The following is a 21,852-nucleotide window of genomic DNA, read 5'->3' on the forward strand; positions in this document are numbered from 1 at the left end:
TTGGACTGCTATGCGAATGCTTTCCCACTGAAGAAGATTTAATATTGTCTTCGGATGAAGCGGGATTACTTCCGTTTTTTTTACAGGTTTGAGTATTGCTTTTGTTTTTTAGAGAGCGGTTCGGTCACGTTTTACAATGCCAGAATTTCATATTGCATAAGAATAAATAATTAAATTTCATAATCTTAGCTAAAGTCTCTTTGCAAGCTTGACGATAAACGCAACGTTAAAAAGAAATATTTATATAATGAAAGCTACAACTGCATTTTCGCTGTTATTTCTTACTGTTAGTCAATTAACAGGGTGTGTATTTTCCCCCGGGCAGAACTTGAGTGTATCCGGGAAAAAAGTCATTGCTGCGGAAGACGCCAATTATCAGCTTGATAAGCGCGTGGAAATTTTTCCTCTGACGCCGGGATTGATTGAAAAACTGCGTCCGGCCGTATCGAAATCTCAGGCAAATCCTAATCTGGATGAGCAGATCAAAAACTGGGAATACCGCATTGGCACAGGCGACATCCTGACGGTCACCGTCTGGGATCACCCGGAATTAACGACGCCCGCAGGGCAATATCGAAGTGCGAGCGATGCCGGCAACTGGGTCAACGCCGATGGTACGCTCTTTTATCCCTACGTCGGTAAGCTGCGGGTGGCGGGAAAAACAGTTTCACAGGTACGTGAAGAGATTACAACTCGACTGGATAAGGTCATTGAGAGCCCGCAGGTGGACGTCAGCATTGCCGCCTTCCGTTCGCAAAAAGCCTACGTCACCGGAGAGGTCGAAAAATCGGGCCAGCAGCCCATAACCAATATTCCGCTGACGGTGATGGATGCGGTCAACGCCGCTGGCGGTCTTTCTGCGGATGCCGACTGGCGTAACGTCGTGCTCACGCATGATGGCCAGGACTCCCGTCTTTCGCTCTATGCGCTGATGCAGCATGGCGATTTGACTCAAAATAAGCTGCTTTATCCTGGCGATATCCTGTTTATTCCACGCAACGACGCGCTGAAGGTGTTCGTGATGGGCGAGGTGGTTAAGCAGAGCACGCTTAAGATGGATCGTAGCGGCATGACGCTGGCCGAAGCCCTGGGGAATGCCGGGGGGCTTAACCAAAATATGGCCGATGCAACCGGTATTTTTGTTATTCGGCAGGTAGCGAAAAAAGGCGACACGGGCAAAATTGCCAACATCTATCAGCTGAATGCGGAAGATGCGTCAGCCATGGTGCTGGGTACGGAATTCCAGCTGGAACCGTATGACATTGTCTACGTTACCACCGCACCGTTATCACGCTGGAATCGCGTGATCACCCAACTGGTGCCTACCATCAGCGGCGTTCATGACCTGACCGAAACCGTTCGTTACATCAGATCGTGGCCGCAGTAATGTTCCAGTCAATCTTAGTGGTCTGCACCGGCAATATTTGCCGTTCACCGATAGGTGAGCGGCTGTTGCGTCAGCAATTACCCGGCAAGCAGGTGACCTCGGCAGGGATTTTGGGGCTTGAAGGGCATCCGGCAGATGCGACTGCGCAGGCTGTGGCCCGGCGTCATGGCGTTTCGCTGGAGGGGCATGTTGCGCGCAAGGTGACGCGCAGCCTGTTGCAAAAATCCGATTTGATTCTGGTGATGGAGCCGGAACACCTCCGGTTCATAGCCACAATGGCCCCGGAGAACCGGGGAAAATCGCTGCTCTTTGGACAATGGCTGGAAACCAGGGACATTCCCGACCCGTATCACAAAAGTCGTGAAGCCTATGAATATGTTTTCGAGCAATTAGGAAAAGCCAGTCAGGAATGGGCTCGTCGTTTGAGTCAACAAGGAATCAAGCAGTAATGTCGTCTTCAAAATCAGAAAAATATAGTGCTGCAACGTCGCAGAATAATGAGATCGATCTTCTTCAGCTGCTTGCTGAGATGTTTGATAACCGCGTGACGATCGCGTGCGTCACGCTCCTGCTTACGGTATGTGCGGGGATCTACGCGTTCAGCACCACGCCAGTTTATCAGGCTGATGCCCTGGTACAGGTTGAAGCGAAGCAGGACAACTCGCTGCTCAAGACCCTGGCCCCGTTCGGGTCAGATCTCTCGCCCGACGTCGCGCCAGAACTTTTACTCCTTAAATCACGAATGATCCTGGGAGAAACCGTCGATCGGTTAGGGCTGACGTACAGCGTTAAGCGGCGCGTATTGCCTGTTATCGGGTCTTTGTGGGAACAGGTGCAGGGACGTAAATCCGACAAAATAACGATTGGCGCGCTGACTATTCCTCTTCTGGAAGGGAAGCCACAAACGCTTTTACTCACCGTACAGGAGGAAGGGCGGTATCGTCTTGAGGGAAATACGCTTGAGGCAGACGGCGTTGTGGGGAGAACGCTGGTTAAAGATGGAATATCGCTTCTGGTGACATCCCTCGGCGCGGAACCCGGCACCCAGTTTACCCTCGAATCCGTCACACGGCTTGACGCGATCAACGCCATTCAGAACAGGCTCACGGTTGTAGAGTCGGCGAAACAGAGCGGTATGATCGCATTAACGTTAACGGGTGAAGACCCCGGCAAGATCGCCACGGTGCTCAATACGATTGCTGAAAATTTTCTCAGTCAGAATATTGCGCGCCAGGAAGCGAAAGACTCGCGCAGCCTCACGTTCTTACAGGATCAATTACCTAAGATAAGCCGGGAGCTGGATGAAGCCGAAGCGCGACTGAATGCCTACAGAGAGCAGCGTGATTCTGTCGACTTGTCTCTGGAGGCAAAATCGGTTCTCGATCAGGTGGTTAACGTGGAAAACCAGCTTAACGAGCTGACGTTTCGCGAAGCAGAGGTTTCCCAGCTTTTCAAAAAGGACCATCCCACCTACCGCGCTTTGCGGGAGAAGAAACAAACGCTTGAGCGTGAGCGCGCGCGTCTGAATAGCCGCGTCTCATCCATGCCTTCCACGCAGCAGGAAATCTTACGCCTGAGTCGTGACGTTGAATCCGGGCGTACCATATACCTGCAGCTGCTGACGCGTCAGCAAGAGCTGAGTATCTCGCGCTCCAGCGCTATCGGCAACGTGCGGATTATCGATCCGGCCGTGACGCAGCCGGCCCCAATCAAGCCGCGCAAAGCGCTCATTATCGTGCTGGGTATGCTGATGGGCTTGATGCTCTCTGCTGGAACGGTTTTAGTGCGCTCAGCCTTTAAGCGAGGCATTACCTCGTCAGAACAGCTGGAAGTGCAGGGGATACCGCTTCTGGCGACGCTCCCGCGCTCGGTGTGGCTCTGGAAAAAAACGCACCTGCGCAGGAGAAACCTGTTTGCTTCCCACTGGAAGCACAGGACGTCGAACATCCCTTTTCTGCCCGTTGACCGTCCGGCAGATATGTTTGTCGAGGCGGTGCGCGGGCTGCGCACCAGCCTGCATTTTACCATGATGGATGCCTCAAACCGGATCGTCGTGGTGTCTGGCCCCACGCAGGACTGCGGAAAGACGCTGGTCAGTACGTCACTGGCGTCGATTGCCGCTCAGGCCGGACAGCGAGTGCTGTTTATTGATGCGGATATGCGCAAGGGATATGTCCATAACGTTTTCAAACTGAGCAATCATCGTGGACTATCCAGCGTGCTTGGAGGCGCCGTTGAGTGGCAGGAGGCAATTCAACGCGTTGAGAAAGGCGGTTTTGATGTATTGACCTGCGGACCCCAACCTTCGCATCCCGTTGAGCTGCTGATGAGCGAACGCTTCCAGACTATGGTGTCGCAGATAGACAACCATTATGACATCGTGATTGTCGACACCCCGCCTGTGCTTGCCGTGACGGATGCCTTGCTGATAGCCAGAGCAGCGGCTACGACGCTGCTGGTTGCCAGGTTTGGTAAAACCAGCGTCAAGGAGATCGAGCACTGCCTGAAGCGTCTGCAGCAAATGGGTGTGCGGGTGAATGGCGCGATCCTCAATGATATCGTGAAATCGGCAGCGCTCTATTACAACTCGGGATATAGCCATTACGACTACGGCTATACCCAGGAGTAAACCTGGCGCGACACTTCTTTACAGCGTGATGGCGTATTGCCCGTTAAGATGACCTTCGTTGAAACATGAGGTCACAATGGATAACCGCAAAATCAGTCGACTGCGCCGCTGGGCGCGGGAAGGGATCATACTCGTTCTGCTGACGCTGGCCGTAGTGTGGGGTGTTGATCGGTATCGTAAACCGGCACTCCCCGCCAGCTTTAGTGCAACACCGATGCAGAGCATCGACGGCAACATTCACGATATCGCGGCGCTCAGCCAGGAGCGTCCGCTGCTGATTTACGTCTGGGCCACCTGGTGCAGCATATGCCGTTACACGACGCCTTTCGTTAATCAGCTGGCAGAAGAGGGCGGGAACGTGTTGAGTATTGCCATGCGTTCCGGTGATAACGCAAAGCTTGCGCGCTGGGTTGAAAAGAAACAGCTGAAAATGCCGGTGATAAATGATGAAAACGGTGCGTTATCGCAGCTGTGGCAGGTGAGCGTAACGCCGACGCTGGTGATTGTGTCGAAGGGTAATGTGGTCAGTACCACGACGGGCTGGACGAGCTACTGGGGATTAAAAACCAGGATGTGGTGGGCAGGGCTTTAAAATAACCCCTCTCCCGGCGGAAGAGGGGTGTTGTATTACTTAGCCAGAACTTCCTGCGCGGTGCGCTCAACCAGAGACAGCAGGATTTTAATATCTTCCAGCGTCACGGTTGGGTTCAGCAGCGTCAGCTTCAGGCAGGTGACGCCGTTATGCTCGGTCACACCGACGTTCGCACGGCCGGATTCCAGCAGCGCATCACCAATTTTCTGGTTCAACAGGGCGATGCCCGCGTCATCCGTCTTCACCTGTCCGCGGAAGCGGAACAGGACGCTTGCCAGCTGTGGCTGCATAACCAGTTCCAGAGCAGGCTGCTCCTTCACGTAGGCCGCAACCTGCTGCGCCAGCGTTACGCCGCAATCGATGATCGCCGCGTATTGCTCCTGACCCAGCGCTTCCAGGCTCATCCACAGCTTCAGCGCGTCGAAACGACGGGTGGTCTGCAGAGATTTGGACACCAGGTTAGGCACGCCCGCTTCTTCGTCGAACTCAGAGTTCAGGTAGGCCGCCTGATAGCGCATCAGCTCATAGTGACGCGCTTCTTTCAGCAGGAACGCGCCGCAGCTGATGGTCTGGAAGAACTGCTTGTGGAAGTCCAGGGTGACGGAATCCACCAGCTCGATGCCGTCCAGGTAGTGACGATACTGCTCAGACATCAGCAGCGCGCCGCCCCAGGCCGCATCAACGTGTACCCAGATGTTCTGCTTCGCGGCCAGTTCTGCAATCGCACGCAGCGGGTCGATAGCACCGGCATCGGTGGTACCTGCCGTCGCGACGATCGCCAGAATCTGCTCGCCGTTCGCATTGCACTGTTCAATTTTCGCCGCCAGATCGGTCAGATCCATGCGGGAGAATTCGTCCGTTTTCACCTGCACCACGGACTGGTAGCCCAGACCCATCAGCGCCATGTTTTTCTGCACGGAGAAGTGCGCGTTTTCGGAGCACAGCACGCGAATTTTGCGCAGATCGCCCACCAGACCGTCCTGCTGAACGGAGTGACCCTGACGCGCGAAGAACGCATCGCGAGCCAGCATCAGGCCCATCAGGTTGCTCTGGGTGCCGCCGCTGGTGAAGACACCTGCGTCGCCGGCCTGATAACCCACGCGGGTACGCAGCCACTCGATCAGTTTGATCTCGATAATGGTTGCGGACGGGCTTTGATCCCAGGAGTCCATACTCTGGTTAGTGGCGTTGATCAGCACTTCCGCCGCCTGGCTTACCACCAGGCTTGGGCAGTGCAGGTGCGCCACACACTGCGGGTGATGAACGGACAAGCTGTCTTTCAGGAAGAACTCCACGGCGCGTTCAATCGCCGCTTCGTTGCCCAGCCCCTTTGGGTTGAAATCCAGCTTAATACGGTCGCGCAGTTCCGCGACCGTTTTGCCCTGGTACATCTCAGGCTGTTTCAGCCACTGCATCACAGCCTGAGTGCTTTGTTCAATCGCCTGCTGGTAAGCTTCAATGCTCTGCGCAGAGGAGAACAAAATTGGGTTTGAATCAGACATCGTAATCAATAACTCCGGTTACGCCGGGCGAACGCCCGCAGCAAGCAGTGCCTGCTCAAATTTATCCAGGAAGATTTTCAGCTCTTCGTCGCTGATCAGCAGAGACGGCAGCAGACGCAGAACGATACCGTTACGGCCACCGCGCTCCAGAATCAGACCGGCTTCGAAGCACTTCTTCTGAATCAGTGCAGACAGCTCGCCGTCGCCCGGGAAGCAGCCCATGTGGTCAGCGGCTTCGTCTGGCTTAACGATCTCAATACCGATCATCATGCCCAGACCGCGCACGTGGCCGATCACCGGATAGCGTTTCGCCATCTCTTTCAGCTGGCCTTTCAGCCATTCGCCCTGTGCAGCCACTTTGCCTGCGATGTTCTGGTCTTTCAGGATTTTCAGCGTCGTCAGACCAGTTGCCATCGCCAGCTGGTTGCCGCGGAAGGTACCGGTGTGGTGACCTGGCGCCCATGCATCGAACTGCTTTTTGATACCGAGCACGGCCAGCGGCAGACCGCCACCCACTGCTTTAGACATCACGATGATGTCTGGCTCAATGCCAGCGTGTTCGAAGGCGAAGAATTTACCGGTACGGGCAAAGCCAGCCTGAACTTCGTCGAGGATCAGCAGAATGCCGTGTTCCTGAGTCACTTTACGGATGCGCTGCAGCCACTCAGCCGGAGCCGGGTTCACGCCGCCTTCGCCCTGAACGGCTTCCAGAATCACCGCTGCAGGTTTACGCACGCCGCTTTCAACGTCGTTGATCAGGTTATCGAAGTAGTAAGTCAGCGCTTTCACGCCCGCTTCACCACCGATACCCAGCGGGCAACGGTACTCGTGCGGGTAAGGCATGAACTGTACTTCTGGCATCATACCGTCAACCGCTTCTTTCGGAGACAGGTTGCCGGTCACGGACAGCGCGCCGTGGGTCATACCGTGGTAACCACCAGAGAAGCTGATGATACCGCTACGACCGGTCACTTTTTTCGCCAGCTTCAGCGCCGCTTCAACGGCGTCCGCACCGGATGGACCGGTGAACTGCAGGCAGTACTCTTTGCCCTGACCAGGCAGCAGAGAGAGGAGGTATTCAGAAAACGCGTCTTTCAGAGGCGTAGTCAGATCCAGGGTATGTAACGGCAAGCCGCTGGTAATGACATTTTGGATGCTTTTCAGCACATCAGGATGGTTATGGCCAAGCGCAAGGGTCCCCGCACCTGCTAAACAGTCAAGGTATTCTTTATTGTCTGCATCGGTGATCCACACGCCTTCTGCTTTAGTAATTGCTAAAGGCAGTTTGCGCGGATAACTCCTGACGTTAGATTCAAACTCGGCCTGACGGGCCAGATAGGTTTCGTTGCTTTTGTGGGCATCTACGGTGTCAATACGGACTTTATCCGTCATCATATCACTCCTACAACCGCCGCTTCGTTATGAGCCACGATTGAATAAAAAGTTAAAAAACAGATGGGGGCCTGAAAAAAACGCCGCCAATATAGAGCCTTTTGCCACGGGGCTCAATGGTTAATTTGTTTACTGTTTTGTGACACGGGGCTGCGGGGAGAAAATATCCCCATTTTTAAAATGAAAATTGCATTTTATGCCAAATAAAAACAGCCTGTTACAGGCTGTTTGTCCGGCGTGTAAAGTCGCAGAAAAGAGTGTGACAAAACGTGCCATCGAATAGCAAAAAAGGAGGCTGGCTGTCTCTATTCCTGCGTCATGCGCAAAAAGCGGTGCTCATGATGCATGCACAACGGAATCACGCATTAAAAAAGGACTTTCAACGCGCGTGGTGTTCTGATGCTCTTCGCCGTTAATAATATGCAAGGCGCTCAGGCGGCCAATTTCATAGTGTGGCAGTTGAACCGTAGTGAGAGGAGGCAGGAACAACTCCCCGATACCCACCATATTGTCATAGCCGATTACCGCGACGTCTTCCGGTATGCGAAGCCCTTGCGCCAGCAGCGTCTGGTAGACCATAAACGCGATACGGTCGTTGCCGCAGATAACGGAGTCGAACCCCGGAATGCCATTCTGCATGTGCGCCAGCAGCACTGACGGGATATCACGATAGTGCTCGTCCCCTAACGCCATATAGCTATGCGCCAGGCTTTGTGGGTCGAGCCCCGCTTCACGGCATGCGCGTTCCAGCCCCTGACGGCGTCGGGTTGTGGCCAAATGTCCCGCAGGTAAATGCAGGCAGAGAGGCCGTCGATAACCCTGTGCGAGCAACGCCCGCACGGCGGTATACTGCCCCTGTTCATCATCAGGAATATAGCTGGCGACCTTTTCGCCGTCACTTTCGCAGTTGGCCAGCACGCAGGGAAGGGTGAGGAGTTTGGCCGGGAGAGGAACCTGACGTAACCCCATGGTGGTGTAGATAATCCCGTCAGGCCGATGAGAGAGGAGAAGGTCGACAATGGCGTCCGGGTTGTCATCGGTAAACATATTCATCACGAAGCTGTTCCAGCCGTGCATTCTGGCCGTCTCTTCAATAGACAGCGTGATGTCCACCGAGAAAGGTGTCGTCACCGTATCGAGTGCCAGTACGCCTATGGTTTTCGGCGAGGCGTGCGCGCCGCGTATTTTCTTGGCGGACAGGTCAGGAACGTAGCTGGTCTGCTCAATAGCCAGCTGAACGCGCGCCAGCGTTTCCGGTTTAAGGCGCTCCGGGCTGTTAAGCGCGCGGGAAACCGTCATCAGCGATACGTTAGCCAGCTTTGCGACGTCCTTCAGGGAAGCCATTTTATTACTCCGTTAATGCTCTGTGTGAGAGGGTATACAACTAAGTCGCTGATGTAAAAGGAAGGCTGATGCCCTGGTTAGGTCATGCTGACCTCAGTGATGAATTTTTGATCGCGATCTCATTTCCTCAATGTTAACGTTAACTTTCGTGATTAACATCTTAACTTTTAGCCAAACAGCATGAGAAAGAGATAATGTTAACGTTACCATTGCGTCATTACTCCAACATGAGAATGTCATGATGAAAACGCATCGCTCTCACAGCTACCCTTTACTGAGCGCATTACTGTTTTTCTTTTTTGTCACCTGGTCATCTTCCGGCTCGTTACTTTCCATCTGGCTTCATCAGGAAGTGGGCTTAAAAGCGGGGGATACCGGCGTTATCTATGCCGTGCTTTCCGTCTCCGCGCTTTTTGCACAAATCTGCTACGGGTTTATTCAGGACAAACTCGGCCTGCGCAAAAACCTGCTCTGGTTTCTGACCAGCCTGCTCGTTCTTTCAGGTCCGGCTTTTTTGCTGTTTGGCTATCTGCTGAAGATTAACGTGTTGCTCGGCAGCATTTTCGGCGGGATTTTTATTGGCCTGACGTTTAACGGCGGGATAGGAGTGCTCGAGTCCTATACCGAGCGCGTGGCCCGCCAGAGCCAGTTTGAGTTCGGCAAGGCGAGGATGTGGGGATCGCTTGGCTGGGCGGCGGCAACCTTTTTCGCGGGGCTGCTGTTTAACATTAATCCGAAGCTGAACTTTGCCGTCGCGAGCTGCGCAGGGCTGGTGTTTTTTATTTTGCTGGCGCGTCTCAGGGTCTCTTCCGCACCGCACGCCATGCAGGAAGCGGTGTCCGGCGGTAAGGTCACGCTGGAAGATGCCTTGCGCCTGCTGACGCTGCCGCGTTTCTGGGCGCTGGTGTTTTTCGTTATCGGCACCTGTATTTATGGCGTTTATGACCAGCAGTTCCCGGTCTATTTCTCCTCCCAGTTCCCGACGTTACAGGAAGGAAACGCCATGTACGGCTATCTCAACTCCTTCCAGGTTTTCCTTGAGGCGGCCGGTATGTTTTGCGCCCCGTGGCTGGTGAATCGCCTCGGTGCGAAAAACGGCCTGATTTTCGCGGGAATGGTGATGGCGATGCGTATGGTGGCATCGGGTCTGGTTGAGGGGCCGATACTGATCTCCATTACCAAGCTATTGCACGCGGTTGAGCTGCCCGTTTTGCTGGTCTCAATCTTTAAATACAACAGCCTGCATTTTGACAAGCGGCTCTCTTCCACCCTCTATCTGGTGGGCTTTGCCTGTACAAGCTCGGTGATCGCCTCGGTTCTGTCGCCGCTGGCCGGTTACAGCTATGAGAAATACGGCTTTGCCCAGTCCTATCTCATTATGGGGCTGTTAGTTTTCAGCACCACGCTCATCTCCATCTTCCTGTTGCGCTCGGGTAAGTCCTCTTCTGACCCGTTAATGCCGCAACCTTCCACTATCTGACTGAAAAGAGTAGACACATGACGTATTCCATTGCCAAAGCTGAACAGGAACTGCAGGCCAGACAAGGCCGTCTTAACCTGCGCTGGTATCCGCGTTACCACCTCGCCGCACGTGCCGGCTGGATGAACGACCCGAATGGCCTGGTGTGGTTTGACGGCTGGTATCACGCGTTTTACCAGCATCATCCATACTCGACTCAGTGGGGGCCGATGCACTGGGGCCATGCGCGCAGCAGGGATTTAGTTCACTGGGAACACCTTCCGGTAGCACTGGCGCCGGAAGAACCAGAAGACAAGGACGGCTGTTTTTCCGGCTCGGCGGTAGTCGATGGCGATACGCTGGCGCTGATTTACACCGGACATAAATTCCACGGCGACCCTGATGATGAGGCTAATCTCTACCAGGTGCAGTGCCTGGCGACCAGCCGTGACGGCGTTCATTTTGCCCGGCAGGGAATGATTGTTGACACGCCGCCAGGCCTGCATCACTTCCGCGACCCGAAAGTGTGGCGTGAAGGGGAGAGCTGGTACATGGTTGTCGGCGCGCGAGACGGTGAGATGGGCCAGGTGCGCGTATACCGTTCTGCCGATCTGCACGCGTGGCAGGATATGGGCGTGCTTGCGGTGGCTGAAAAAGAGATGGGCTATATGTGGGAATGCCCGGACTTTTTCACCCTCAACGGCAAACGCGTGCTGATGTTTTCGCCTCAGGGGGTGGCGACGGACGGATTCGAAAATCGCAATCTTTTCCAGAGCGGCTACCTGCTGGGCGAGTGGCAGCCCGGCCAACCTTTCGTGCGTGAAGGGGAATTTGTGGAGATGGATCGCGGGCATGATTTCTATGCGCCACAAAGCTTCCTGACTCCCGACGGCCGCCGCATCGTTATCGGCTGGCTGGACATGTGGGAATCGCCCCTGCCGGAACAGCAGGACGGCTGGGCGGGTATGCTCTCCTTACCGCGCGAGCTGACGCTGAGTGCGGATAACCGTCTGCAAATGCGCCCGGCCAGAGAAGTCGAAAGCCTGCGCAGGGCGTGGTTCCCCTGGCCGGTGAGCGCGCTTAACAATCAGCAGATCGCTCAGGTGGAAAGCTGCGACGCGCTGGAGGTCATTTTGCGGTGGGATTGCGTCAACAGCAGCGCGGAGCAGTACGGTATTCGTCTCGGAGACGGGTTACGTATCTATGTCGATGCGCAGATGCAGCGCCTGGTGCTGGAACGTCACTATCCGCAGTATGGCTTGTGCGGTACCCGAAGCGTCGCGCTTAACCTGAACGACACGCTAAACCTGCGCCTGTTCTTTGACAACTCGTCGGTGGAGGTGTTTGTCAATGAGGGGGAAGCGTGCCTCAGTAGCCGCATTTATCCTGACGCGGGGGCTCGCGAACTGGCGTTGTTTGCCTGGACGGGAAGTGCGTCGCTCATTGATGCCGGGGCGTGGCAGTTAGAGTAAATGAGTTACATCAGAAAAATTCAGTAAGGTCCGCAAATAATAAAGGCGACAGGTGTCGCCTTTATTATTATTTAATCTTTCTGGCGTAGCCCTGAAACTGACCTTCTTTACTCACCGCTAATTTGCCTTTAGCAGGATAGTAAATGAAGGTGTATAACCCTTGCGAATAAACCTTTGCCTGAGGCTCGTTTTCATCCAGCGCGCCTAATACGCCGTCAACATCTAATATCTCACCTCTAATCGTAATTTTCATCCCTTCCCATTTAAAGGTGTGCGCTGCTTTAGCTGCCTGAGCATGTTGTTTCGCGTCTTTCTTAGCCCAGATTCCCGTACCCGCAGCGGCATCACGCGCGTTCGCCCATGCTGCATTTTGTGCGGATTCATTGTAGGCATTCTGGCGGTTTTGCTCAGCCAGGTAGCACGTATCTTTGCTAATCCCCTGGCGTTCACATTCAGCCATGCGCTGAGCAGGCGACGTACATGCAGAAAGCAGAGCAGTAGCCCCCGCCATGACTACCGCTAAGAGAGTTTTTTTCATTACGCAAAGACCTTAAGTTAAAAATATGCAGCAGGAGAATGTTCAATATCCGCAAATATAATAAGAGTGATACATACAACCTAACCATATGCCAATAAGGATAAGTGCCATGTATAATATTAAAGAGATAAAAATATATTTTGCCATGCTGCTTTTCTATTAAAAGCCGACCCCTACGCCAATGGAGGCCCCCATGTTATTTGCGGTGTCATCAGAGAAACTGACTTTGGCGATCGTATGTGGATTGACGTTAACGGATGCCCCAACGGCAAGGGCGCTTTCACTATTGTACGTTGCACCGCCAGCAGAGAACATAACATGCTGATTCGTTTGTACCTGCGGTAAACCTGCCATCGCCATGGCGCCCGAGATACCGGCGTTGGCCTGTTTCTTATTATTATCCACTTCGTCGTGCAATGATTTGAACTGCTGGCGGGTGTTGTTATTCATTGCCTGTAACGTCTGCTTTGTTGCCTGAAGTTCCTGAGCGGTGGCGGTAACAGCCTGGCTGTTGTTAGCCACTTTCGTTTGCGTTGCTGCGTCAACCTGCACGCGCGTCACGGTAGTCGTCACGCCATCTTTTCCATCTACGCCGTTAGTGGGTTTAGGGGCACTTTCCAGGCTATCAAGACGGTTATCCTGCACTTTGTTAACGTTTTCCATACTGATAATTTCAGTGCCGTTCGTCATGACGCCCTGTAAAGCAGCCTCACTTTTTTGATTCGCAGTATCTGCGAGCGCACCAGCAAGTAATGCTTTTTGCTTAGCCTCATTTGTGGCTTGATCAACGATCAAAACACCTAATTTAGTCGATTGAAGGTCGCTATCAACCTGAGTTAAGCGATTGTCAGTTGAGAGATCGCGAGCAATACTATCAGCATTGTTTTGCGTAATTTGGTCTTGATGGTCAATCACAATATTTGTGATTGATGCATCGTCCCAGGCTGCAGCAGCATCGGTAATATTCATGGCGCTACCTGCTACCACCCCTAATACAAAAACAGAAATAACAGATTTCTTAAAAGCTTTCATTCGAAGGACTCACATCATTAACGTGTTGAAAAACAAATTTAAGCAAAACGGTTTTGGCTTTATAGAGCATGAAGGTATCTGTATTCCCATATATCAATACAGGTTATTCATTGCTTAGATCTTTTTTAGTTGCGTGAATAAACTATCAATTAAACCCAAACTGATTATTTTGATCTAAATCATAAATGATATGAATAAATACATGGTCAGGATACGACGCCGTGGTGATTTATTTAATGTATACATTGACTTATGGATTGTGTGGTAAGCCAGGGGAAACGTTAAGCCATTGATGAAAATACGAATGTTCAATGGGTTTAAATAAATTAATATTTCCTTTTTCTTTCATGCGAAAGAAGTTTCTATATCTTATAAAAGATGAAGGGGCACGTAATAAAAAATAAAAATAATAGCCTCAGTAAACGTGCGTAATAAAGGTTTTCAATAAGGCGTTAACAATTATTGAACCAGAATTAACTAAAGCGTAATAAATATAGGCAAATGACTGGAAAGTACGTCTGGAGATTTCAGCTATGACAAGCCCGGCGATAAATCAAAACTCCTTGCGCCTGGCCTATGGCCGCGGTTACACTACATATTGTTAATGAGTTTTTATAACTCTCTGTTTTAAAAGTATTTTGACTCGGGGTGCCCTTCTTTGTGAAGGCTGAGAAATACCCGTATTACCTGATCTGGATAATGCCAGCGTAGTCTGGCGTTTATTCATTGAAAATAAAAAGAAATTTCTAGCTTTAACGTCCTGTTTTGATAGTTCATTACTCAATGAGGCTTTCAGAATGGGCCACAGAACCATACGTCACACCATCACACGCAACGGGATTTATTACGTTCGTTTCCGCCTGCCCGGTAATAAATATTTTCGCAAGTCGCTGGAGACTGACAGCCACACCCAGGCGCAGTTGCTCATGTCTTTTGCTTCTCCTGTAATCCCTCTGGTTCAACGTGGAACCATCCAACCGGATCACTTTGGTAAGCGTCTTTCCGAGTATGGCAATAGCCTGAAGCAGCAGAATGAACAATGGCTGGCGCACCAATTTCTGAATGATGTGCGGCGCAATATTCAGCCGATGGTTGCTCAGGTAGACCGCGAGGTTGTCACTTCTTTGGTAGATGAGGAAGAACACACTGAAGCACAACCAGGACACTGGTTAACACTGGCTGGCGCGTGGAATATGTACAAAAAGGAGAAAGCCCAAAACTGGACGAAGGCAATTTCACAGGCCAATGAGCGCTTTATGGAAGTCATGTTCATTGTCCTTGGTGCATCAACAGATGTAATGACGATCACCAAGCAGGACATCAAGCAGGTGATGGAAGTTGTTGAAAACTTGCCTAAGCGTGTAGTGCAGCCTTATCGGTCAATGACGGTTCAGCAATTGATCGAGTGTGATGATGTGCCACCTGAAGATTTGGTTGGCGCTGAGTCTATCCACAAGCATTTAAAGATTTACAAATCGTTGTTCAAAACCTTCCTGACTGACAATAAAGATATTCTGGAGAAGTCTCCGACTGATGGAGTTGTCGCCGCACCGTCGAAAGCGAGGTTTGGAGCTTACAGTGCAGCAGAAATGAGAAAGTTTGTAGGGTGGGCGCTCAAGCAGCCTGATGGCTGGCAGAAATGGATCACCTTGCTGTTGGCGTACACGGGAGCCAGAAGAGGGGAGATCGCCAAGCTGGAGAAATCACAGATCAAATTTGATGAAGATAGCCAGCGGCACTATCTCCTGATCGCGGAAGGAGGGCAGGGTAAAACTGAGAACGCTACAAGGCAGGTAGTGATCCATCCCAAACTGATCGAGTGGGGGTTCCTCGATTTTGTAAACCGCCAATGGAAAAAGAAGATTTTCTCGCCTGTGTCGGGTAAGAATATGCCGAAGATCGGCAAAGTTTTAGCCGATGTTCGCGATCAGCTTGGTATTCCGTACCTTGATGATTATGGGCAGCGGCGGCTAGTTCACAGTTTCCGGCATACCATGATTTCAACCTGTTTAGCTGGTTGGGTTGGTAATCTAGCACACCTGCAACAGGTGGTAGGCCATGAGAAAAGCGGCTCAGGGATCACTAGACGCTACCTACACACGTTCCCTTTATCAACGATCTGTTATGTGATTGATGGGTTGGGTTGGGAATAGCTGGTTACTAATAAAAGAAAAGCACTAGAAATATTTGCTTTAGTAAGTTTTGGGCATCATTCGCCCCGTAATGGGGCGAAATCAAAACAAGCTATTCGGAAGACACTTGACTTTGTTTTTTTATCGTTCTGGTTTTTAGCATTTCAGTTTCTCCGGATTCTGTTAATGACCAAAAAGTGTTCATGCTCCCATCGGTTGTTTTCAAAAATTCTATTTTTATTAGGCCATAAGCTTTCAACTGTACACCTATGGTCTTAAGATCTTGAGAGGACACTTTTGCTGATGTACCACCTTTATCAGCAACCTGTTGAGCTCTCTGGGCGATAATAGACGAGACGTTTGCTTCGGAAAAATACCGTGTGAGGTATGGGGATATAGCATGAAAAATGTCTTTCCATTTCATGCTGACCGACCATATTTTTGTACCGCCAGTAGTATATTGCCCTCTAGGAAAATTCGACTGGCAATTAAAATCGAAAACGTCATCGAAATCCGCTAAATCTAAATCAAGGCTTTGGCTACGAGTTGAAGCTGCTTTTGCTAGTTCACTTTTTAACCATTCATTCTCTTTTTGTAAATCAACGATAGCCCGTAAATCAGTTTCAGATGAAGTTAGGTTGGCTCTTACCCATCCGATTGCTGGATAAGTTTTCATCGTTTTACTCATGCTTAAAGCAACCAACCCGGGTAAATCTTTGGCTGTTGCCCATGTTTTCCTGAGACGATTGGTGGAGGCCTTCTCTATGAATGCAGCTAGCTTCTCTCTGAGTTGAGAATCTTTTTCAGATTTGGCTAAAGGTAGATTTTCCGGATTCTCATGTACCAAAACAACGACGCGTAAACCTTTTGAAACTGCGTAATCGAATTCCTTTTCGGTGTAACTTAAACCATCTTCTGCGACAGAGCCATAACGACCACCAATGATCAGCAGATAATAATCACAGTCATCAATTACTTTTTTTATGAATTCCCATTGGCCATCATCGATTGCTGGGAACAACTCCATGCCTGCTGGAATGCAATCCATTTCCATCAGAGTTTGTATGACGTGTTTCCGTTCTTCTTCTAAATCCGTAAAAGTTGAACTTACGAATACCTGGTAACGTTTATCCATTTTTATCCCTTAAAAGAGGAAGGGGCATGAGCCCCTTCATTCAACATTAACCAGCGTGACGGTAGGATTCACGCACACCATCACGATAACCATCAGCGAACGCTGCTTGAGGACTTTTGTGGCGAACGGTTCCCGCCTGGCTATCAGGTAAGGCGGCTAAGTCTACCCAAACCTGTCCCGTGCGAGCCAAGCCAGCGCGGTAACCCTGATCGTAAGCGCAGCCGCAACATTTATGGCGACCTTCACCACCTTGATCGTGAGGTAAGCTGATGAAAAGAGTATTGTAACGGTGTGACTGTTTACAAATGGTCATGCAATGCTCCTTATGAGCGTTCATTTTAAGGTTTACACAACCAACCAAGCCGGGCACAATCAGACTGTCAAGAATGATGTCGAGGCTAACAATCGTTATGAGTTTGCAGACTCATGGTGGTCGTGCTTCATAGACCGGGTTCACATACGTGCTCCCGGTTTTTTTATGCATATAATCTAAGCATGAATACAATATGTAGTGCTTGAATCAAAAAACTTACACTACATGGTGAGTATTCTAGTATCGAATCTTTTCAGCACAAGGGTTGATTTTGACGTTAAATTGAGGTTGTGAAAGGATAAAAAAGGCTAAGTCCTCATACCGTAAGGCCTGGAAGACATGTCAATAATTAAGAAAAAAAATTCAAAATTTGATCGAGTGCTGATTTCTTCAACGGGGAGTCAGAATTTCGCAACATGAAGTCGCGCAATCTTTATAAAAATAATAGATGTTGTCAGTCGTTTTGATATTTGCGTGCAACATATAGTTAATATCTAGATAAGCGTAAGGATGGGACCAGAAATGTACCTCATATGGGCCGTGCTCATGTAAAGACCTTCAGCAGCTTCAGTCCTTTTTAAAACCTAGCAACTTGCTAATGATGTGCCTGCTGAGAAAAAAAATCAGTATCCCCGCCAAGATGGAAACTAATGTCTGTGCAGTCCTATCCCCGTCTATCGAACTAAAGCTACGGTCCACGAAAATGATAGAGATCCAGGTTGTAATCAAAGGGATCATAATCATTAAGACCATCCTTAATGCGAGTAAGGGTTTTTTGATCGCTTGGAAGATTAAGCCAACTGTAACGTACAAAATGACAATCGAAAGCATGCCGTACGCAAAATCGCTGATTGGATACATTTACTTACCTGTCCGGTCGAGTCCTGTTCTTCAGTTTACATCCCCCTATGGAAAATGTACCCGTAACAGTTGGTGATCTGTTAGACCGCCAGCCCAGGCCCTCAGAAAAAAACTAGAATGTTCACAAAATATCCTACAGCCGACACTCCCAGCAATGCACTTAACCACTTCATCCCATAGGCCATCACAACAGGGAAAACTTGCCACAACTGAGCATTTTACTGTTCGTTTTCTGGTCTATTTAACATAATGGTTCTTATAAGTACTTGACTAAAATGGTCAGGTATTGCTTTTCGGAGAGTTGATGCGAAGCGGGGTACACGACAGCGATCTCATCAACAGAAGGAAAGCAATCGGGAGGATTTGAGGTGAGTTCTCTTGTTCAAGGATTTTGGATGAGTTTGGCTGGTCACCACACAATTTCAGGTTTCAGGCCTTTGAAGTTGCCAGTGCATCAAATGCCATAAAAGCACATTTTTCTATTCGCAGCAGATACAGGGCTACTACGGCGACGTTACCACAACGGGCTGAAGGTCTGCCATCACCTGGTGATATTCACCGAGCCAGGCCGCCACTGTTTCGTACCATTTCCCACAACAATGTAAACAGCCAACCCACCAATAGCCCCGTATGCTCCACCAGAAGCGCTACAGCGCGTCATCTCCACACAATTGTAAACTGACAGACCGATAGCACAGCGCCCCGCTGAGAGGCTCCCACAGGCCAAGAAATGGAGGGTTTTCAGTTGATTTTGCACGAGAAATTATTATTTTTAGGTCTGGAGAGCGGATCGGTGGTTCTGTTTAGCTGCGCCACAGATGACGGATCTGCCGAGGGTGCGCCATTACTGGCTTCGTTGTATACCTTACACCATAACGGTTACCACATCTCACAGGTGAGACAGTGACAACACGACGCATTTACGGCGAAATGGCAGTGATTAAAGTTGAATTTCCGGCATTTATTTTCATGTACTGCCAGACGGTGGGCGGGGTATTGTTGCACGGTGTCTTCTGCCAGAGAGGGGGGGGGTATACCGGTTATTACCGAGGGGGTATACCGGTTATTACCGAGGGGGTATACCGGTTATTACAGTGGAAGCATTACCGGTTATTACCAGTAACAACAAGACCCATACAAGATCCTTACAAAATCTTTGACAAGATCCAACCTAAGACCTTAGACCTTAAGGTCAAAGGCAGGAATAGACATGCGTCTATTTTGTTGGTGGTGTTAAAGGAGTGATGTCTTATCGCGCTCTGAAGGGCTGTGCCACTTCAGATATGTGTGTGGTAAGAAGCTCTCTTCGATGACGTGAACAGACCCGTCATCTCGTGACCTTCTAACCCTCGTTAACCCATCGCTACGCTCTGCGACTCGGGTAACTCGACAGCCTACGGCAACAGCGTGTAACGCTGCTCTGTGTGGGTATGCGAACTTGTTCGCCATATGTGGATCGGAGCACGGCGTAGAGGACTGCCTCGCATCTGTCCGGTTCACTCCGGGGCGGCGCGAGCATTCCTTTATACCGCACAGCGGCTCTGTATCGCGTTCTGAGCGCCTTTCTCTTATTGTTGGTGACTTTGTACTGCTTCACTTGCTGCGTTGAATCTAGGGTGTCTGAGAACGCCACACAAACAAATCTCTTGACAATAGATCTAAATTTATAGTATAAGACCGCCTCGAATACAGTATTTACAAAAATATCCTTGACTTATCAGTAAACATAAAAACAAAACTTGACAAAACTCGTTTTAACTGTTAATATGTACATACTGAATGAATAAACATTAATCCGAATATAGGAGAACATTTGAGAACAGCCGCCATCGACTTTAAAGTCGCAACTGCCGAAGAAATCTTTAACGCCTTAGTCCATAACATCACCACTACCTCTGCGCTTTATAGCTTCCAAAACCGTGTTGGTACGAATAAGCGAAACACCAAGAAAGCCCTTGAAATGCTCCGTCAGTACAAATTGGAGCAGAAGCGTAACGCTCGTTACCGCCAGGCAATAAAAACCATTCTCAAGCCTGTAAATCCCCGTATAGCCGCAGGGGAAGAGGTAACTGATATCTTCTCAGATGTCATCAATGGGTATATCTGCCTGTACCGTGATCGCGTGGGAATTGCCCTGCATGAGAAACAGGTATTAGCGCTTATTCTCACCGAGGCTCGCGAAGATCTTAAGAAGTATGGTGTTGATCCCGAGAAACACCGCTAACCCTCGTTTTTAAGACCCGCTGGCACTAGCCATCAAACGAAATCGCCGTAAAACGGCTCCTCACCCCTGATCAATGCCACGATCGCAGGGGCGATCACTTTTATGCATTCGGAGGGAATTTTGAAACTGTCATTAGACGATGAAACATATGCAATTTTACGCGAAGAGTCTGACCGTTTGGGGATGCCTGTTCCCAGGATGATCCGGAACATGTGCCAGAACCTGGCGAAACACATTCAGAAACGCAACGAACAACCACTGACGAACCCACAGGGAGAACAACATGACCGAGACAGTAGAAGCTAAGCCTAATTTTGACCAAGCCGCCAGCCCGTTAAAAGGTATCAAAAACATCATTACACCTTCCGGAGTTGTGATGCGTGTCGCTGCTGTTGATCTACAGTGGTTCAATCACTTTTACACCTTCGAGGCGCAGGGCAAGAAGTGTTACCAGAGCATTAAAACAATAGCTAAGGAGATGGGCCGAGCCGTCTCAGTAGCACAGGAGAGGATCGATAAACTGCAAGCGCTGGGCCTTCTGGATGTGGGTAAAGAGCCGTACAAGGACGGTTGGCGCAATACGTACACCTGTACGCCGATTGATATCATCGTGTCTAGCATGACTGATGCACCAGTGACACCACAAGTTAAGCCGCTGAAAAAATCACAGCTCAATTCCTTGCTGAAGAAGTCCGGACAAGTTGATCCCCGTGCAGTTAACCGTGGGATCAAGGTGATGGCAAAAACTATCGCAAATCGTGATCTCTCTGATGAAGAGGCGATGCAATTTGCTTTTCAGATTGCGACTGAGAAATTAGCCGCGCTTGGGTGGAATATTGAAACACTCATTGAGGAGAGAAATGATCAAGACGAACAGCAACCCGTTACTGATGCCCCTGAGACTGCCGCGCCTGTTGCTGGAGTCGGAGAACCTTTACCTGTTGTGGATGCTGGCAACAATGCTGATTTATCCGGTAGTAATCATTCAGTGATGAATGATCAGCCTGAAAAAGGCAGTAATGATAATGGCAGGCCTGCTTGGTTCCGTGCTGCGTTTAAAGGTAATGGTGACTTAGTTCCTGAGGCGAAAGCATGGGCGCGTTTACGAGGTGCAACGTCTGAAGAAGAGGAGAAACATGAGATATGGAGAGCGCTGGAGATTATAAACCCACTCTTGGATAGTCAATCCAAACCACAATCAGAACCACAACCACAACCACAACCATCTGACCCTTCAACAGCCGCTGACGAAGAAGAGGAAGAATCAGCAGATTATCCGTTTTAACATTTGGAGGAATATTGTGTGATGTTGCCAACGGCCTAAGCGCCGAAGAAGAAAATCAGCTTTCTCGCCTGTTCTCCATCCTGGAGAACCCGACATACAAATCCCGGTCTCAACCATCTGATCCGGAAACGCAAAGAAAAGCTCGTTTGCTATTGAATCGTGGGTTTTCACCGCAAATTGTCGCTAATACACTAGATCTTCCGTTCGCTGAAGTCTGGCGGCTCGCACGTCAAAAACAAGCGGTGACCTGGGCGATGATGACACCGACAACCCGGACAGAATTTGTCCGTGAAATGTGGTCACATCGGATGCACCCGGAACAGATCCGCAAGCGTTGCGATGGTCTGTCATACGTCAGCCTTCGATATTACCTTCACAATGCAGGGATCACCGACGCTGAAATGTTGGGGTACTACCCAGACGTTTTCGCCAATATTTGCAAGCTGCCGACAGTGAAGAAGAAGCGCACTAAGCGTAAATCCAAATAATCCCACATCGGGAGCCAATGAACTTTGAAGCAATCTTTTCTTACCTGCCCGTTGTCTGGCTGGCGTA

At 50.2% G+C, this 21,852-nt stretch carries 16 protein-coding genes; 10 read left to right on the forward strand and 6 right to left on the reverse strand.

Going from position 1 to position 21,852, the window contains the following annotated elements; translation table 11 throughout:
• The first annotated feature begins 247 nt into the window (after positions 1-247).
• The 4 genes from KIF87_RS06145 (at position 248) to KIF87_RS06160 (ending at position 4,608) form a co-directional block, all read left to right on the forward strand.
• Entirely contained in the window at positions 248-1,387 is a 1,140-nt protein-coding gene (locus tag KIF87_RS06145; RefSeq protein WP_213328209.1) for a polysaccharide export protein, read from the forward strand.
• Positions 1,387-1,836 (forward strand): arsenate reductase/protein-tyrosine-phosphatase family protein, encoded by a 450-nt coding sequence (locus KIF87_RS06150; protein WP_249665821.1) that lies wholly within the window; start codon positions 1,387-1,389, stop codon positions 1,834-1,836. The genes KIF87_RS06145 and KIF87_RS06150 overlap by 1 nt, the downstream gene beginning before the upstream one ends.
• Entirely contained in the window at positions 1,836-4,016 is a 2,181-nt protein-coding gene (locus tag KIF87_RS06155) for a polysaccharide biosynthesis tyrosine autokinase (protein ID WP_213328211.1), read from the forward strand. Before KIF87_RS06150 ends, KIF87_RS06155 begins: the two co-directional genes overlap by 1 nt.
• Positions 4,017-4,092: 76 nt before the next feature.
• Positions 4,093-4,608 (forward strand): protein disulfide oxidoreductase, encoded by a 516-nt coding sequence (locus KIF87_RS06160; protein ID WP_213328212.1) that lies wholly within the window; start codon positions 4,093-4,095, stop codon positions 4,606-4,608.
• 35 nt (positions 4,609-4,643) lie between these two features.
• On the opposite strand, the gene KIF87_RS06165 is transcribed toward KIF87_RS06160, so the two are convergent.
• The 3 genes from KIF87_RS06165 to KIF87_RS06175 all read right to left on the reverse strand — a co-directional run bounded on the left by KIF87_RS06165 (position 4,644) and on the right by KIF87_RS06175 (position 8,846).
• Positions 4,644-6,110: a pyridoxal phosphate-dependent decarboxylase family protein gene (locus tag KIF87_RS06165; RefSeq protein WP_213328213.1), complete on the reverse strand. Its 1,467-nt coding sequence runs from the start codon at positions 6,108-6,110 to the stop codon at positions 4,644-4,646.
• An 18-nt stretch (positions 6,111-6,128) separates the two neighbouring features.
• The gene (locus KIF87_RS06170; RefSeq protein WP_213328214.1) at positions 6,129-7,505 is read right to left on the reverse strand and encodes a diaminobutyrate--2-oxoglutarate transaminase; all 1,377 of its coding nucleotides are present in this window, start codon (positions 7,503-7,505) and stop codon (positions 6,129-6,131) included.
• A gap of 333 nt (positions 7,506-7,838) precedes the next feature.
• On the reverse strand, positions 7,839-8,846 hold the full coding sequence (locus KIF87_RS06175; protein ID WP_213328215.1) for a LacI family DNA-binding transcriptional regulator: 1,008 nt from the start codon (positions 8,844-8,846) through the stop codon (positions 7,839-7,841).
• Positions 8,847-9,084: 238 nt separating this feature from the next.
• Here KIF87_RS06175 and KIF87_RS06180 point away from each other — a divergent pair, with 238 nt between their 5' ends.
• Complete coding sequence (locus tag KIF87_RS06180) at positions 9,085-10,326, forward strand: MFS transporter (RefSeq protein ID WP_213328216.1); 1,242 nt, start codon at positions 9,085-9,087, stop codon at positions 10,324-10,326.
• 17 nt (positions 10,327-10,343) lie between these two features.
• On the forward strand, positions 10,344-11,777 hold the full coding sequence (locus KIF87_RS06185) for a glycoside hydrolase family 32 protein (RefSeq protein ID WP_213328217.1): 1,434 nt from the start codon (positions 10,344-10,346) through the stop codon (positions 11,775-11,777).
• 67 nt (positions 11,778-11,844) lie between these two features.
• Here the strand turns inward: KIF87_RS06185 and KIF87_RS06190 are convergent, their stop codons facing one another.
• Positions 11,845-12,315 (reverse strand): hypothetical protein, encoded by a 471-nt coding sequence (locus KIF87_RS06190; protein ID WP_213328218.1) that lies wholly within the window; start codon positions 12,313-12,315, stop codon positions 11,845-11,847.
• 159 nt (positions 12,316-12,474) lie between these two features.
• Positions 12,475-13,284: a YadA C-terminal domain-containing protein gene (locus KIF87_RS23240; protein ID WP_249665822.1), complete on the reverse strand. Its 810-nt coding sequence runs from the start codon at positions 13,282-13,284 to the stop codon at positions 12,475-12,477.
• Between the two features lie 860 nt (positions 13,285-14,144).
• Here KIF87_RS23240 and KIF87_RS06200 point away from each other — a divergent pair.
• Positions 14,145-15,500, forward strand: coding sequence for a site-specific integrase (locus KIF87_RS06200; RefSeq protein ID WP_163354010.1), 1,356 nt, complete (start codon positions 14,145-14,147; stop codon positions 15,498-15,500).
• Positions 15,501-15,591: 91 nt separating this feature from the next.
• Here the strand turns inward: KIF87_RS06200 and KIF87_RS06205 are convergent, their stop codons facing one another.
• The gene (locus KIF87_RS06205; RefSeq protein ID WP_213328219.1) at positions 15,592-16,614 is read right to left on the reverse strand and encodes a DUF4062 domain-containing protein; all 1,023 of its coding nucleotides are present in this window, start codon (positions 16,612-16,614) and stop codon (positions 15,592-15,594) included.
• Between the two features lie 2,987 nt (positions 16,615-19,601).
• On the opposite strand from KIF87_RS06205, the gene KIF87_RS06210 reads away from it, so the two are divergent.
• The 3 genes from KIF87_RS06210 (at position 19,602) to KIF87_RS06220 (ending at position 21,785) form a co-directional block, all read left to right on the forward strand.
• Positions 19,602-20,012 (forward strand): hypothetical protein, encoded by a 411-nt coding sequence (locus KIF87_RS06210; RefSeq protein WP_205422099.1) that lies wholly within the window; start codon positions 19,602-19,604, stop codon positions 20,010-20,012.
• A gap of 283 nt (positions 20,013-20,295) precedes the next feature.
• Positions 20,296-21,297, forward strand: coding sequence for a hypothetical protein (locus KIF87_RS06215; RefSeq protein WP_213328220.1), 1,002 nt, complete (start codon positions 20,296-20,298; stop codon positions 21,295-21,297).
• Between the two features lie 14 nt (positions 21,298-21,311).
• Complete coding sequence (locus KIF87_RS06220) at positions 21,312-21,785, forward strand: hypothetical protein (protein ID WP_213328221.1); 474 nt, start codon at positions 21,312-21,314, stop codon at positions 21,783-21,785.
• Positions 21,786-21,852: the final 67 nt, after the last annotated feature.

Origin of the sequence: Enterobacter sp. 120016 (assembly GCF_018383635.1) — a bacterium.
Taxonomy (GTDB): Bacteria; Pseudomonadota; Gammaproteobacteria; order Enterobacterales; family Enterobacteriaceae; genus Enterobacter; species Enterobacter asburiae_D.